Annotated in this window: 16 protein-coding genes; 10 read left to right on the plus strand and 6 right to left on the minus strand. The window is 55.8% G+C overall.

Annotated features, from left to right (window positions below; translation table 11 throughout):
- Positions 1–11 precede the first annotated feature (11 nt).
- The 6 genes from ACYVIA_RS14965 to ACYVIA_RS14990 all read left to right on the plus strand — a co-directional run bounded on the left by ACYVIA_RS14965 (position 12) and on the right by ACYVIA_RS14990 (position 6,076).
- A complete protein-coding gene (locus ACYVIA_RS14965) occupies positions 12–1,253 on the plus strand; it encodes a patatin-like phospholipase family protein (protein WP_460842106.1) in 1,242 nt (413 codons plus the stop codon).
- A 333-nt stretch (positions 1,254–1,586) separates the two neighbouring features.
- Complete coding sequence (locus ACYVIA_RS14970; protein ID WP_460842109.1) at positions 1,587–1,961, plus strand: ribonuclease; 375 nt, start codon at positions 1,587–1,589, stop codon at positions 1,959–1,961.
- Positions 1,962–1,965: 4 nt separating this feature from the next.
- The gene (locus ACYVIA_RS14975) at positions 1,966–2,424 is read left to right on the plus strand and encodes a barstar family protein (protein ID WP_460842111.1); all 459 of its coding nucleotides are present in this window, start codon (positions 1,966–1,968) and stop codon (positions 2,422–2,424) included.
- 102 nt (positions 2,425–2,526) lie between these two features.
- Positions 2,527–3,147, plus strand: a complete 621-nt coding sequence (gene purN / locus ACYVIA_RS14980; RefSeq protein WP_460842113.1) for a phosphoribosylglycinamide formyltransferase — start codon at positions 2,527–2,529, stop codon at positions 3,145–3,147.
- Positions 3,148–3,162: 15 nt separating this feature from the next.
- The gene (locus tag ACYVIA_RS14985) at positions 3,163–4,419 is read left to right on the plus strand and encodes an RsmB/NOP family class I SAM-dependent RNA methyltransferase (protein WP_460842114.1); all 1,257 of its coding nucleotides are present in this window, start codon (positions 3,163–3,165) and stop codon (positions 4,417–4,419) included.
- A 448-nt stretch (positions 4,420–4,867) separates the two neighbouring features.
- Positions 4,868–6,076 (plus strand): DesA family fatty acid desaturase, encoded by a 1,209-nt coding sequence (locus tag ACYVIA_RS14990; protein ID WP_460842116.1) that lies wholly within the window; start codon positions 4,868–4,870, stop codon positions 6,074–6,076.
- Between the two features lie 104 nt (positions 6,077–6,180).
- Here ACYVIA_RS14990 and creD read toward each other — a convergent pair whose 3' ends face one another.
- The 6 genes from creD to radC all read right to left on the minus strand — a co-directional run bounded on the left by creD (position 6,181) and on the right by radC (position 11,053).
- Complete coding sequence (gene creD, locus ACYVIA_RS14995; protein ID WP_460842118.1) at positions 6,181–7,557, minus strand: cell envelope integrity protein CreD; 1,377 nt, start codon at positions 7,555–7,557, stop codon at positions 6,181–6,183.
- Positions 7,558–7,628: 71 nt separating this feature from the next.
- Positions 7,629–9,050, minus strand: a complete 1,422-nt coding sequence (gene creC / locus ACYVIA_RS15000) for a two-component system sensor histidine kinase CreC (RefSeq protein ID WP_460842120.1) — start codon at positions 9,048–9,050, stop codon at positions 7,629–7,631.
- Positions 9,047–9,739, minus strand: coding sequence for a two-component system response regulator CreB (gene creB / locus ACYVIA_RS15005; RefSeq protein WP_460842121.1), 693 nt, complete (start codon positions 9,737–9,739; stop codon positions 9,047–9,049). The genes creC and creB overlap by 4 nt, the downstream gene beginning before the upstream one ends.
- Before the next feature lie 75 nt (positions 9,740–9,814).
- On the minus strand, positions 9,815–9,982 hold the full coding sequence (gene rpmG / locus ACYVIA_RS15010; RefSeq protein ID WP_088708878.1) for a 50S ribosomal protein L33: 168 nt from the start codon (positions 9,980–9,982) through the stop codon (positions 9,815–9,817).
- 23 nt (positions 9,983–10,005) lie between these two features.
- Positions 10,006–10,242 (minus strand): 50S ribosomal protein L28, encoded by a 237-nt coding sequence (rpmB, locus tag ACYVIA_RS15015; protein ID WP_324898181.1) that lies wholly within the window; start codon positions 10,240–10,242, stop codon positions 10,006–10,008.
- Between the two features lie 136 nt (positions 10,243–10,378).
- Positions 10,379–11,053 carry a RadC family protein gene (gene radC / locus ACYVIA_RS15020; protein ID WP_460842251.1) on the minus strand — a complete coding sequence of 225 codons (675 nt, stop codon included), beginning with the start codon at positions 11,051–11,053 and terminating at the stop codon, positions 10,379–10,381.
- A gap of 192 nt (positions 11,054–11,245) precedes the next feature.
- Between radC and ACYVIA_RS15025 the strand changes: the two genes are divergently transcribed.
- The 4 genes from ACYVIA_RS15025 to ACYVIA_RS15040 all read left to right on the plus strand — a co-directional run bounded on the left by ACYVIA_RS15025 (position 11,246) and on the right by ACYVIA_RS15040 (position 15,508).
- Positions 11,246–11,701 (plus strand): FKBP-type peptidyl-prolyl cis-trans isomerase, encoded by a 456-nt coding sequence (locus ACYVIA_RS15025; RefSeq protein WP_460842124.1) that lies wholly within the window; start codon positions 11,246–11,248, stop codon positions 11,699–11,701.
- A gap of 29 nt (positions 11,702–11,730) precedes the next feature.
- Entirely contained in the window at positions 11,731–12,669 is a 939-nt protein-coding gene (gene ispH, locus ACYVIA_RS15030; protein ID WP_460842126.1) for a 4-hydroxy-3-methylbut-2-enyl diphosphate reductase, read from the plus strand.
- A gap of 670 nt (positions 12,670–13,339) precedes the next feature.
- Positions 13,340–14,269 (plus strand): branched-chain amino acid ABC transporter permease, encoded by a 930-nt coding sequence (locus tag ACYVIA_RS15035; RefSeq protein ID WP_460842128.1) that lies wholly within the window; start codon positions 13,340–13,342, stop codon positions 14,267–14,269.
- An 18-nt stretch (positions 14,270–14,287) separates the two neighbouring features.
- Positions 14,288–15,508, plus strand: coding sequence for an ABC transporter permease subunit (locus ACYVIA_RS15040; RefSeq protein ID WP_460842130.1), 1,221 nt, complete (start codon positions 14,288–14,290; stop codon positions 15,506–15,508).
- Positions 15,509–15,512 lie beyond the last annotated feature (4 nt).

Here is a 15,512-nt window from a genome sequence, read left to right on the forward strand (position 1 = left end):
AATCTTTCGCTATGGAAAGCAGAAAGAAGACAGGCCTCGTCCTCACCGGCGGTGGAGCGCGGGCAGCGTATCAGGTAGGCGTGCTGCAAGGCATATCCGAAATATTGCAGGAAGCCGGCTGGGAGCCTGCGCGCAATCCCTACGACATCATATGCGGCACTTCAGCCGGTGCAATCAATGCCACCGCGCTGGCGTGCCATGCAGACAACTTTGGCGAAGGCTTGCAGAAGACGCTGAAGATCTGGGAGCATTTCACCGCAGACCAGGTATATCGCGCCGACTCGCTTGGCGTCATACGGTCAGGTGCGAAGTGGCTTTCCCTGCTTTCGTTCGGCTGGCTGCTGCGAAAATGGAAAACCAGTCCGCCCAATGCCCTGCTTGATAACACCCCTCTGATCACCCTGCTGAACCGGGTCTTGAATTTCCCGAGGCTGGATGCCGCCCTCATCGATGGCAAATTGCATGCGCTTGCGGTGACAGCATCGTCGTACAGCGCGGGGCGCCACATTACGTTCTTTCAGTCAGAAGCCGCGATCCAGCCCTGGGTGCGCTCGCAGCGCCTCGCACTGCGTGGCCAGATCGGCGTCGAGCATTTGCTGGCTTCCTCGGCCATTCCACTCATTTTTCCCGCTACGCCACTTTACTGCCACGGCAGACGCGAGTACTTCGGCGATGGTTCAATGCGTCAGCTCGCGCCGATTTCCCCGGCGATTCACCTTGGGGCTGACAAGGTGCTGGTAATCGGTGCCGGACGTCTTACAGAGCCGGTGAGCGAGACGACGGAGCCGGCACAATATCCGACTCTGGCCCAGATCGGCGGCCACGCGATGTCGAGTATTTTTCTTGACAGTCTTGCCGTAGATATCGAGCGGATGACCCGAATCAACCTCACGTTGTCGGTGTTGACCGAGGAGCAACGGGCGAAGACTCCCTTGCGCCCCATCGACACGCTCATCATTGCCCCCTCCGAACGGTTGGACGAAATCGCGAGCCGTCATGTTCGCAGCCTGCCTGCGCCCATACGCATGCTTCTGGGCGCCATTGGCGCAACGGAAGTCAGCGGTGCAGCGCTGGCATCTTATCTGTTGTTTGAAACAAGTTATACCTGCGAACTGATTCAATTGGGGCTCAAGGATGCAATGGCGCACCGCGACGACGTACTTGCTTTCTTTGGAGAGAAGTGCACGTCTGCTTTGGCGCGAGACGCGAGGGACGTGACGGACGTGCAGGATGTACTTTTGAGAAGAGCCTGATCGTCGCAGCGAGGTTGGTGTCAGCCGGTACTGAGCGGCCGCGACACAACCGAGGCATTGCGACGGCCCGACGGCGAAAATGTCGCAATCGGTCTGATTATTGCAACAAATTGTAATGGCAGCATCGTGCTGGCATTCCTTTGAAAGAGATAATTTCCGTTGCGATAGCGGCTCCTTGCCTGTGAAAGGCATGGAAAAATTGCTCGAAGCCAATCTTAGAAACTGTCGTCGAATTTGCTTTTCGCGGCTTGCTTCACCAATGACAACCAGTTACCCTACGGTATCACTACGCCGGCATTGTTGATTTTTCAATTAAACCAGCGGGCTATCCACGTGAATGCCAACTTCCTGAAAAACTGGCTGTTTTTCCTTGCAGCCCTTCTGCTTTCTGCGACGGTTTTTGCGAAAGAGACAAATGCTCTCGGCGTCATTTCCGTCGAACATCTGCCAAAAGAAGCTCGGCATACGCTGGCGCTGATCAAGAAGGGCGGGCCCTTTCCTTATGCCAAGGATGGGACAGTCTTTCGTAATTATGAAGGGGTTTTACCCAAGCAAAAGCGCGGGTATTATCACGAATTCACGGTAAAAACCCCGGGGGCGCGCAACCGAGGGGCGCGACGAATCGTCTCCGGCGGACAGCCGGCCACCTCGGGCGAGTACTACTACACCGACGATCATTATGCGACCTTCAGGCGCATCAAAGAGTAACGAAATGCGAATCGAGCCATTGCATAGAGAACCCGCAACGCTAATTGCACGAGCGGAGGAAAACATGAGCCTGTTCAAGACCGTACCCTCGAACGTGGTGCAGTCGATCCGCGCATTCCGGGTGACCGACCTTCAGGAAGAGGCTGCTCGCCTGGGCCAGCATTTTTTGTACGCCTATTGCGCGCAGGCAACTACGAAACAGCAGGTTTTGGCTTGCATTGCACAGGCTTTCCATTTTCCGAGGCACTTCGGCAAGAACTTTGATGCGCTGGGCGACTGTCTGACTGATCTGGCATACAAGGCTGGACCGCAACCCGGTTTCCTTATCGTTATCGAGCAACTGCCCAATACACCGAAGTTCGATAAGGAAGCGCGAGAAACCTTGCTCGATGTGTTCCGCGATGCCGCGGAGTTTTGGGCAGAAAAGAAGGTCGCTTTCCGCGTGTTCTACTCGTTCCAATAATCATCGGGCAGTTGGCAACCTGCCCGCATCACCAGAAAGCCGACATGCCCTGTCGGCTTTTTTGTTACGGCTACACAAGGCTGGTACGGTAAAATGCGCGCCATGAAGAATATCGTCATCCTGATTTCCGGGCGCGGAAGCAACATGCAGGCAATCGTCCGGGCAGCGCGCAACGAACAATGGCCATGTCGGATTGCCGCCGTCATCAGCAACCGGGCGGATGCTGAAGGACTGATTTTTGCTGCCGAACACGGTATTCCTACCGATGTGGTGGTAAGCAAGGCATTCCCGACGCGTGACGCATTTGACTCGGCCTTGCGTGTTGCGATCGACCGGTTCTCGCCTGATCTCGTCGTTTTGGCCGGGTTCATGCGCATTCTTACGCCCGCTTTTGTAGAACACTATTCGGGCCGCATGCTCAATATCCATCCGTCCCTGCTGCCCAGCTTTCCCGGGTTGGCGACGCACAGCCAGGCGTTGGCAGCCGGCGTCAAGGTGCATGGTGCCACGGTTCACTTCGTGACAGCGGAGCTGGATCATGGTCCGATCGTGGCCCAGGCAGCCGTCCCGGTCCTTCCGGATGACACGGAAGACACCTTGGCAGATCGCGTACTGACGCAGGAACATGTGATCTACCCGCGCGCCGTGCGCTGGTTTGTCGAAGGAAGGCTTTCCATCGACAACGGTCTCGTCCGCCTCGCCGACACGCCGCAACCCGCCTGAATTTGAAAGAATCCCATGAGATTGCATCCCGCAGTCGTCACTCACATCGAAGAAGTGCTGCGCGAAGTGCTGCGCTTTACCGGTCCGGCTGACGTCATCGTTTCCCGATATTTCCGCGAACATCCCAAGCTGGGCTCGCGCGAACGCAATGCCATCGCCGAAGGCGTCTACGCCGTTTTGCGAAACAAGCTGGTGTATGGCAGTTTTTCCGAGTCCGGCACGGGATCGGCTATGCGCCGCCTGGCGCTGCTCGGCCTTGCAGATGCGGTAGGCGTCGATGCGCTCGGCGGACTGTCGCCGGAGGAAATCGAATGGCTGCAACGCGTCGCGCAAATTGAGCGTTCCTCATTGCCGCTGGCACTGCGCGCCAATTTCCCGGACTGGCTGCTTGAAAAACTGATCGCACGTGACGGGGAGGCAGCAACATTGCAGCTGGCCGGAGCGCTGAACCAGCCGGCGCCGCTCGATTTGCGGGTCAATGCGCTCAAGGCCAAGCGGGACGACGTGATCGCCGAACTGGCCAAGGCGCCGATACAGTGCGAACCAACGCCGTTTGCGCCGCTTGGCATCCGGGTGAAGAAGAAGCCTGCGCTGCAGAACCTGCCTTTGTTCAAGGACGGCGTCATCGAAGTGCAGGACGAGGGCAGTCAGCTCCTCGCCCAGATCGTGGGAGCGAAACGCGGCGAAATGGTGGTGGACTTCTGCGCTGGCGCCGGAGGAAAGACGCTCGCTCTTGGTGCAGCCATGCGCAATACCGGCCGGCTCTATGCATTCGATGTGTCAGAGAAGCGCCTTTCCAAGCTCAAGCCGCGCATCGCACGTAGCGGATTGTCAAACGTGCATCCCGTCGTCATCGCACATGAAAACGATGCGAAGGTTAAACGACTGGTCGCAAAGATTGATCGCGTGCTGGTCGATGCGCCTTGCAGCGGTCTCGGTACGTTGCGTCGAAATCCCGACATGAAGTGGCGGCAGACGCCGGCGTCGGTGACTGAACTGAATGAGAAGCAAAGTGCGATCCTCGCCAGTGCAGCACGACTGGTGAAGCCGGGCGGACGGTTGGTGTACGCAACCTGCAGCTTGCTCGATGAGGAAAACGAGGCGATAGCGACGCAGTTTCTGGAAAAGCACCCGGATTTCTGCCTGGTCCCGATGAAAGATGTGCTAGCGGAGCAAAAAGTCCCGCTCGACATGCAGGATTACCTGAAGCTGGTTTCGCACATCCATCAAACGGATGGCTTCTTCGCTGCAGTATTCGAGCGTAAAAAATAAGCCACTGGGCGTATCGCCCTTGGCTTTGTCTTCCTTCTTCTGTTGGCTTGTACGGCTGTTAACGCAGTCAATTGGTCAACACAGTGCATTCTTGCTGGTAGTTCGCGGGCGCTGCTGACGTGCTTTGATGCAGGCTGCTTTGAACTGGCGATGGATTTCTAAAACGGCGTTCCGAGAACGGAAGCTCAAATGGCTTGTCCGAGATGAATCGGGCGATGTGGAATGCATTTGCAGCAAGACGAATCAAGGTTCGCAGTCTCCAGCGAGAAGTCAGGTTTTTGAACTTTCCAATCCTGCAAGACATTCTTGCAACATAAAATCCACGCTCAGCTGAAGCTGCCTAAAACGCGTACAATCTGCGCAAAAAATGCAGGCCCTCTAGCTATGCCTGTTGACCGAAAGAGTCTGACGCGCGGCGTTTTGCCGTTCATCCAATTCCGGAGCATTAATGATTGAAAACACCTTGCTTGATACTGTACTGAACTTTTTATCCAATGGACTTTCCGGCGCCAGCGGCTGGGAGGTACTTGCATACACGCTGATCGTTACGCACATCACGATCGTCAGCGTCACGATTTTCCTGCACCGCTGCCAGGCGCACCGTGCGCTCGAACTGCACGCGATTCCCAGCCACTTCTTCCGCTTCTGGCTCTGGCTGACGACTGGCATGGTAACCAAGGAATGGGCTGCGATTCATCGCAAGCACCACGCAAAATGTGAAACCGAGGAAGACCCGCACAGCCCGGTAACCCGCGGCATACGCAAGGTGCTGCTTGAAGGGGCGGAGCTGTATCGCGCCGAATCGAAGAATCGCGAGACGATGCAGAAGTACGGGCACGGCACGCCGGATGACTGGATCGAACGTAATCTCTACACCAGGTATAGTTGGCAGGGTGTTGCGTTGATGTTGATTATCAACGTGCTGCTGTTTGGCGTGATCGGGCTGACGGTGTGGGCGGTGCAAATGCTCTGGATTCCGATTCACGCTGCCGGCATCATCAATGGTATTGGCCACTATTGGGGATATCGCAACTTTGATTGCGCCGATGCTTCCACTAACGTTTTCCCGATCGGTATCTGGATCGGCGGCGAAGAGCTTCACAATAATCACCATACTTTCGGTACCTCCGCCAAATTCTCAACCAAGTGGTATGAGTTCGATATCGGCTGGGGCTATATCCGCATCATGGAGATCCTCGGTCTCGCGAAAGTGAAGAAGGTTGCGCCTGCGCCAAAGTTCAACCCCGAAAAGAGCGTGGCGGACTTCGACACGCTGCAGTCAGTGATTGCGAACCGCTATGACGTAATGGCAAAGTACGCCAAGTCGGTCAAACGCGCATGGCGTGACGAGATCGAGCATTTGGCAGGGAAGGCCAAGCTTGAAGCCCAATTCCTGAAGTCGTCTCGCAAGCTGTTGCAGCGCGAACCGGCAAAGCTCGAGGCGCCGCAACGGCAGCAGCTGATGGAGTTGTTCGCGCATAGCAAGGCACTGAAGACCATGCATGAAATGCGCGTCGAACTTGGTGCCATCTGGGAGCGCTCGACCGCGAGCCGCGAACAGTTGCTGCAGCAATTGCAGGACTGGTGTGCTCGTGCAGAGACATCGGGCATCAAGGCACTGCAGGAGTTTTCGCTGCGCTTGCGCAGCTATGCCTAACGACTGGCAGCCCGGCCTTACCAATCATCGCCGGCGCAAAGGAAACAAAACGCGGCACGGGTTTCCCGGCCGCGTTTTTGTTTATGCGTCCGCCGACAGCGACATCATTCCAAGTGAGGTTCGGATTTGCCGATCTGGTACCAGTCGATCTTCCGGGTCGCCACCATGACAGCCGACAGCACAGCGAACAGGAGGACGCTTCCCATCACCAGCGCATTATTTTCGGAGCGCAGCAGGCCGTACAGCACGCTATACAAAAGGGTGAGCGCGCAGCCGAAGCCGAGCCCGCGCTTGAAACTTCTCAGGACGTAGGTCAGATAGAAGCCGAGCAGGAGAATGCATGCTCCACTGGCCAGTAGATACGCGATGATGAAGCTCAGGTGTTCGGACAAACTGACCAGCAGCAGGAAGAACAATGCGAGCGCCAGACCGACCAGCGTGTATTGCACCGGATGAATCGGCAGGCGTTTCAAGAGTTCGAACAGGAAGAACGCAGCAAACGTCAGCGTGACGAAGAGCAGGCCATACTTGATCGCACGGTCAGCCTGGGAATAGATGTTGACTGGTTCGATGAAGCTGACGCTGAAGTAGTCAAGCGCTTCCGGCGATGCCAAACTTGCATTTTCAAGATGCCTGTTTTCAAGTGCTGTCAGCTGCTGTTGTGCGTTGCTCGCAAGTGCCGATATGTCCCAGCTCGCGGAGAATCCGTTTGCGGTTATCGTCCTGTTTTTTGGCGACGGCAGGAAGCGCCCGCCGAACTGTGGATGCGGCCATTCTGAAGTGAGGGTGACGCGATTGTTCTTGCCAATCGGGGCAAAGCGTATGCGTTCGATGCCGTCCAGGCCGAGTTCAAATGAGAATTTGACCGTTGCCGGTTGCTTCAGATCGACCGGATCGAGGAGTGCATGCAAGCCGTTGGGGAAAGCGCTCAGGCGACTGCCTTGGCGGAACTCAGTTTGTTTGCCGTTCGATGTGATTGCCGGGATGTTACGAATGCCCCTTACATCATCGATCGACAAAGCAATATACGGTGTGCCCAGGGTCAGTTTCGATTCCGGTTTCTCCGCTGCCAGTACGGTATGGTCCGGCAACGTGAAGTCTCCGGATATCGTGTGCTGCCCGCTATAGGTCAGTACCTTGTGAATGCCTCGGTAACGATGGTCGGTGTTGATATTGCTTTTGATGGACAGATCATTCGGGTAAATAATCAGGCGCTTGGACAGCTTGTGCGGCATGATGCGCGTTTTGGGCGGCTTGTCTGGAGTGCTTTCCGTTTCCTCGAACTCATCGGTATACGGAATGATCAGGATCGGGCCGATGACACTCTGCTCATTGACCGAATCAGTTGCAATGCTGCGTACGGCTTCGTATCGAAAGTGCATGCGTTCCGAAATGACGGACTGGATCATTTGCAGCGGTAGATAGATGACGAGCGTAAGCCCGATCACTATCAGCGTTTTGGTAAGCAAGGTTCTTTGCATGGTGGCTCCCTTTGTTTTGGAGCCGCCAGTGTAGAAACCGACTGTGAAACCTTGATGCGTTCTGTGTGAATTCAGCGAACCGGAATTTCAATGCACGCGCGGGCGCCGCCTTTCGGCTGGTTGACTACGGAGACCGAGCCGCCATGCAGTAATGCGACTTCCTTCACGAAGGGCAGGCCTAGCCCGGTGCTCTTCACGCCGTCGGGGCGCGGCAGCGAATAGAAGCGGTCGAATATCCTGTCAAGCGCATATTCGGGCATGCCGGGACCATTATCCAGGACAGAGATTGATGTTATGTGAGCGCGCTGTTCGGCGGCAAGGACGATTTCGCCGCCAACCGGAGTGAAGTCGATTGCATTGTCCACCAAGTTGCCTACCGCCTGTCTGAGCAGCAGCATATCGCCTTGCATGGTGATGTTCTCGCAGTGAACGTGGAGTCTGATCCGGCGCGATGCAAGTCTAGTGGCGCAGTCGGATTCCACCTGGCCGATCAATGCGGCGGCATGGATGGATTCCGAGCTTGTCAGTTGCTGCTGCTTTTCTAGCTTGACGAGGGCGAGCAACCTGTCAATGAGCCGCTTTTGCCGTTGGTTTTGCTCGAGGATGTTGGCAAGGAATTGCTGGCGGTCTGCCGATGGCATGTCCTCCTGCAGCAGTTCGGCGGAGCCCTGGATCGCGGCGATCGGGCTTTTCATTTCATGCGCCAGTGTATGCATCAATTCCTCGGCATATTCCTTTCCTTCGAGCTTGATCCGCATCGCTTCCAGGGCGCGGCTCAAGGTGCCGATCTCGTTGTCGCCGAACTGGGGCAGCCTTGCCTTCTTGCCTGATTCGACGTCGACCGCATACCGCTGCAAGGCGTGCAGTGCGCGCGTCAGCCAGAACGTGAATGCCAAACCTATCAGAAGCGAGCCGGCCAGGAGAATGGCGCTACGCTGCAAGATTTTGTCCTGACTGCGTTCGATAAAGGGTTGAACGGAAGCATTCGGTTTGGCTACGGTCAGCACACCGACGATGTGGTCCCCGTCCAGAATCGGGGCGGCGACATACATGACTGAGGACGCATCGTTGGCGGGATTGTCCCGCGTACTGCGCGCACCGTACTTGCCGCGCAAGGTAAGGTATACATCGTTCCATCGCGAATAATCCTTGCCGACGTCCTTGCCGGTGGAGTCGAAGACCACAATCCCGCGGTTGTCTGTGATGTAGACGCGATAATCGAGAGTTTCCTTCGCTATGCCGCTAATGGTCGCACGGACGTTGCGCTGTGCAAATGTTTGCATCCGCCGCAACAGGGCGGAGTCCTTTAAACTCCCCGCATTCATGTCGTCGGCGACCAATTCAGCCAGCAATTGCGCGGTAGCGACCAGCGTGTCTTCCTGTGTGGCGCGGACGCCAGGCTTTACCTCTTCCATGAAGACATTCAGCACGAACCACGCCGCAAGACCGATCACAAGGAAGTAACCCAGCAGGATACGCAGGCCGATTTTCATGAGGTGGAGATACTGTAGCCCATGCCGCGATGCGTTTGGATTGGATCGCTGCTGTCGTCGATCAGGCGCAGCTTGGCCCGCAGTGACTTGATATGGGCATCGACGGTACGTTCCAGTGTATCCGGAGCGTCATGCCAAACATAGTCCATCAGTTGGGCGCGCGACAGTACATGGCCCGGATGTTCGAGCAGGGTTTTCAACAAAAGATACTCGTAACGCGTCAAATCCAGGGCTTGGCCACCGAACAGAATCCGGGCTTCCTGCGCACGCAATTGAAAGCATGGTTGGGTTATGGCTTTGTCCGTCGTCGCCGGAGGAAGGCGACGCAGAATGACCCGGATGCGTGCCACTAACTCACGCGGAGAAAACGGTTTGGTCACATAGTCGTCGGCACCAATCTCGAGGCCCACTACACGATCGATCTCATCGCTGCGCGCGGTCAGAAAGATGATCGGCAAGTCGGAAAACTGACGCGCTCGGCGACAGACTTCAAAGCCATTGATATCCGGCAGACCGACGTCCAATACCATCAGCGACGGTGCGGGTGTGATGCTTTGCGTGCGCAGTGCGTTCAATGCGCCTTCGCCAAGCTGAAAATGGTGCGGCACGAAACCTTCCGTGCGCAGCGCATACGTCAGGTTGTCTGCGATCGCGACTTCATCTTCGACGATGATGATGGATTTTGACATGTGCTAAGTGTTGAACAATAAAAAAAGCCGCTCCAGTTGGAACGGCTTTTCACTAAGCAAAGAATGCGAAAACCATTACTTGATCTTCGTTTCCTTGTATTCCACGTGCTTGCGTGCCTTCGGGTCGAACTTCATGATCGACATTTTTTCCGGCATGGTGCGCTTGTTCTTCGTGGTGGTGTAGAAGTGACCGGTACCGGCGGTCGATTCCAGCTTGATTTTGTCGCGGTTAGATTTCGCCATGATATTTTCCTAAAAGATTCCGCTTAGATTTTCTCGCCACGTGCGCGCATGTCGGCGAGCACTGCGTCGATGCCGATCTTGTCGATCACGCGCAGGCCAGCGTTGGAGATGCGCAGGGAGACCCAGCGGTTTTCGGATTCAACGAAGATGCGGCGGTTTTGCAGGTTCGGCAAAAAGCGACGCTTGGTCTTGTTGTTGGCATGGGAAACGTTGTTGCCGACCATCGGCCCCTTCCCGGTGACTTGGCAAACACGTGCCATGGTTAACTCCTTAAAAAGATTCGGAATTTGGAAAAACCGAGAGTATATCTAAAAAAGCCAAGCATTTCAACGACTTGCGAATAATTAGTGTGTCTTCAAAATATGTCTAGATTTAACAATCTGCGATGCGCCCTGTTTACAGTTCGCCGTGCTCTGCAAATGAGTAGACTTCACGTCCCGCGACGATGAAATGATCAAGAACCCGGATGTCCACCAATGCCAGTGCGTGCTGCAGTGCGCTGGTAAGTGTCCGGTCGGCGTTGCTGGGTTCCGTCGTGCCGGACGGGTGGTTATGCGCAAGGATGATGCTCGCTGCGTTATGGGCCAGCGCTGCTTTGACCACTTCACGTGGATAGACGCTGGCGTGCGTCAGCGTTCCGCGAAAGAGCTCTTCCGCGGTGATCAGACGGTTTTTTACGTCGAGAAACAGGACGGCGAAAGACTCATACGGTTTCTTCGCCAATAACAATTGCAGATATTGCTTAACCGCGAGCGGCGAGCTGAGTGCCTCGCGGGCTTTCAGTTCTTCCGACAGAGAGCGCCGAGCCAGTTCAATCACGGCCTGCAATTGCGCATACTTCGCCGGACCCAAGCCATTGATCTTGGCGAACTCCGAGAGGGAGGCGCAAAACAGCCCGTTAAGCGAACCGAAATGGCCGATCATGTCCCGACCGAGGTCGACTGCACTCTTTCCGCTGACACCAACGCGCAGGAAGACTGCTAACAGTTCGGCATCGGACAGAACCTGCGCGCCGTGCTTGATGAGGCGCTCGCGCGGTCGTTGATCTTCGGGCCATTCATTGATTGCCATATGGTGGATGTGCGTCGTTGAAAGAGCGATGGAAGGGCTGGGGCGGTAATTATAAAGGAACAATATTGTTATAAATGTAATGAAGCGGTGTCGCCCGGCATGTGGCTTCACCCGTATTACATGCACGTTCCGGTCTTCAACGTGACTTACAATATCGCCTTATTTCTTTTCTTAGCATTACGCTGAAATCTCATGTCGACCTCCACCGCACCTGTTGTTACTCCTTCGGCTTACCTGACTTTGCATTACCGCCTCGCTGCGATGGACGGCACTGATATTGTCAGCACGTTTCAGGAAGGACCTGCCACACTTCAGCTTGGCACCGGTCAGCTTTCTCCGTCACTGGAGGCTTGCCTGATGGGGCTGTCGGAAGGTACGCATACAACTTTTGAGCTCCAGCCCGAACAGGCCTTCGGTCCGCGCAATCCGGATCTGGTGCAGTGGGTTTCGCGTGCCACGCTCGATCAGAATTCGAAGAAGGGGCAGGAATATGTCATTGGCGACCTGGTCGAATTTGCGGCACCCAGCGGCGGTCGATTTGCGGGCATCCTGCGCGCAATCGACACTGAAAGCGCATTGTTCGACTTTAATCATCCCTTGGCCGGACAGCAGGTGAAGTTCGAAGTCAAGATCATCGGTATTCTCTGACGCTGCGGCTCGCCGATTAAGGATCAAGGATGGACAAGGAAATTCTTCTCGCGCAACCGCGCGGTTTTTGTGCCGGTGTGGATCGGGCGATCGAGATCGTTGAGCGCGCACTGGAGGAATTCGGCGCGCCAATCTATGTTCGGCACGAAATCGTGCATAACGCCTACGTTGTGAACGATTTGCGCAGCAAGGGTGCCGTATTCATCGAAGAGCTCGATGACGTGCCCGCGGGTAATACCGTCATCTTCTCCGCACATGGCGTATCCAGGGCGGTCCAAGCTGAGGCGGCGGCGCGTGGTTTGCGCGTTTTCGATGCCACATGCCCGTTGGTCACCAAGGTGCACGTCGAGGTCGCCAAGATGCGTCGCGAGGGACGCGAGATCATCATGATCGGGCATCAGGGCCATCCGGAGGTGGAAGGCACGATGGGGCAGTCGGATGAAGGCATGTACCTGGTCGAGACTGTGGAGGATGTCGACGCACTGCAAGTTCGCAATCCGGACATGCTTGCGTATGTCTCGCAGACCACGCTGTCGGTTGACGATACGGCCGATATCATCGCTGCACTGAAGCGCAAGTATCCCGAGATCTCAGAGCCGAAAAAGGGTGATATCTGCTACGCGACGACAAATCGCCAGGAAGCCGTCAAGTTCATGGCGCCGCAAGTTGACCTCGTCGTGGTGGTCGGCAGCCCGAACAGCTCCAATTCCAACCGCCTGCGCGAAGTCGCCGAGAAGAAGGGCACGACCGCCTATATGGTGGATAACGCATCACTGATCGATCCCGCATGGCTCGTAGGCAAGGAGCGCATCGGTGTGACCGCCGGAGCGTCGGCACCCGAAGTGCTGGTGCAAGCGGTCATCGACCGCCTCAAGGAGCTCGGTGCAAGAAGCGTGCGGCCGTTGCCGGGCGTTGAAGAAAACGTCACATTCCCCATGCCGAAGGGCTTAGCGCCTCGTACAGCCTGAAGATCAAAGCAAAACTGCAATATCCAGAATTTAATTCTGGTCATGCTGCGATATTCCATTAATTGTTTTTCGCTTAAATCGTTATGATTGCACCCTGCAAAGATTGTGTGCGGAACGGCAATCGACACAGCGGTTCGCGGCGAAAAAGCGGAAAAATATTCAAGTGATTTTTTCTATTTTGAATATAAAGTAAATAGTCGTGCTCCATCCGTGAAAGCGATTGTTTCACTGCCAATCAGGTAAGTGGTTTCCACAGGTCTGCAATCGGACATGGAAATCGGGTATGCAATGCAGGTAGCAGGGCTGAAAGGCGCCCCATGCAGGCATGAAAATCTGCATGTGCACAACCGCAAAATGGTTTCATAAGGGAACAGGTTCGGTATAATGCCGCGCGGTTCCGGGGGCCCAAAAGGCAATACCAAACAACACAAAAGTTTTTTACCAAAAACGGCAACAGGAGACACGATCATGTGCATCATTTTCGCCCCCGCAGTTTGCATGGCAGCACCCAGTTTTTTCAGATAACTAGCGTTTAAGTCAGACGGCACCCCGTGGCAATGCACCCGGGTGCCGTTTTTGTTATCTGAACTGATTTTGCTGCAGTCGCACATGAGAGATCGCAGCGAAGTAGTGAAACGATTTGAACGATCTTTTTAGAGAGTAGGCAAATATGGATACATTTATCCAACAAATCATCAATGGACTGGTGCTGGGCAGCATGTATGCGCTGGTCGCGCTTGGCTACACGATGGTGTACGGCGTTCTGAATCTCATCAACTTCGCCCATGGCGATGTGCTGATGATCGGAGCCATGGTCGGCGTCACCATCCTCAAGATCGTGCAAAACGTCGCACCCGACCTTCCCGGCATCGTCAAGCTCGCGATTGCCATTCTTGGCGCAATCCCGGTGTGCGTGCTCGTCAATATCATCATCGAGCGTGTCGCATACCGTCGCCTGCGCAATGCGCCGCGCCTGGCACCGTTGATTACTGCGATCGGCGTGTCGATCCTGCTGCAGACTTTTGCGATGATGATCTGGGGCCGTAGTCCGATTCCCTTCCCGCAAGTGATGCCGACGGAGCCGATCGAGTTCATGGGCGCACTGATTTCCCAGACCCAGATCATGCTGCTGGTGCTTGCCACGTTGGCGATGGTCGCCTTGGTCCTGCTGGTTGAAAAAACAAAGATGGGACGCGCGATGCGTGCCACCGCAGAGAATCCGCGCGTGGCCGGCCTGATGGGCGTGGACTCTAACAAAGTGATCGTGCTGACTTTTGCGATCGGTGCTGCGCTTGCCGCAGTGGCCGGCGTAATGTGGGGGGCAAACTACTCGTCTGCGCAGTTCGCGATGGGGTTCGTGCCCGGCCTGAAGGCGTTCTCCGCCGCAGTATTGGGTGGTATCGGCAATATTTACGGTGCGATGGTCGGCGGCATTCTGCTCGGCCTCATTGAGAGTCTTGGCGCCGGCTATATCGGCGACCTGACGGGCGGCTTCCTTGGCAGCCATTACCAGGACATTTTTGCATTTGTCGTGCTTATCATCGTACTCACACTGCGTCCATCCGGCATCATGGGTGAGCGTGTTGCGGATCGTGCCTAAGCGGAAGAGGAGAGCTTCATGTCTACACTATTCGACGTTAAACACAATCCGCGCAAGGCCTACATCAGCTTTGCGATCCTCGGCATCATCCTGATCGCCTTCCCGTTCATCGCATCCAATTACGGCAACTCCTGGGTGCGCATCATGGATCTGGCGCTGCTGTACATCATGCTGGCGCTGGGCCTGAACATCGTGGTCGGCATGGCCGGTCTGTTGGACCTTGGCTATATCGCGTTCTATGCTGTCGGTGCCTATATGGCTGGCCTGCTGGCGTCGCCGCAATTTGCAGCGGTCCTCGAGTCCTTCGTCAACACCTATCCGGCCGTCGGTGAAGCCCTCATCTGGATAGTGGGAGAAGAAGCGGCGCGGGACGGCATCCACCTGTCCGTCTGGCTCATCGTGCCGCTGGGTGCTGCGCTAGCCGCCTTTTTTGGCGCATTGCTGGGCGCGCCGACACTTAAACTGCGTGGTGACTATCTGGCGATCGTGACGCTCGGCTTCGGCGAGATCATCCGCATCTTCATGAACAACCTGAACGCGCCGGTCAATATCACCAACGGCCCGCAAGGCATCAACATGATCGATCCAATCCGGATCTTCGGCGTATCACTCGCCGGTGAGCCGGGCTCGAATGCGACCGTGCAGTTCCTGGGTTTTTCGATGCCCTCGGTGAATGCCTACTACTTCCTGTTCCTGTCACTGTGCGCCGCGATTATTGTCATTTCCGTACGCCTGCAACATTCCCGCCTCGGTCGTGCCTGGGTAGCGATTCGTGAAGACGAAATCGCGGCAAAGGCAATGGGCATCAATACGCGCAACATCAAGTTGCTTGCATTTGCCATGGGCGCATCTTTCGGCGGAGTGGCCGGTGCAATGTTTGCATCGTTCCAGGGCTTTGTCTCGCCGGAGTCGTTCTCGCTGATGGAGTCGATCGCTGTCCTTGCCATGGTGGTACTCGGTGGTATCGGCCATATTCCTGGTGTGATCCTTGGCGGCGTCATTCTTGCAGCGTTGCCGGAAGTTCTGCGTCATGTGGTTGAACCAGTGCAGCGCAGCCTGTTCGGTACCGTCCTGATCGATGCTGAAGTCCTGCGTCAATTGCTGTACGGCCTGGCGATGGTGATGATCATGCTGTACCGTCCTGCCGGCTTGTGGCCGTCGCCCAAGCATGAAGATCGGATGGATGCAAACGCCAAGAAGCGTCACGATGAAAAAGAGCCCACTGCGCTGGCTGCATAAGGAA

The organism is Noviherbaspirillum agri (assembly GCF_054780595.1).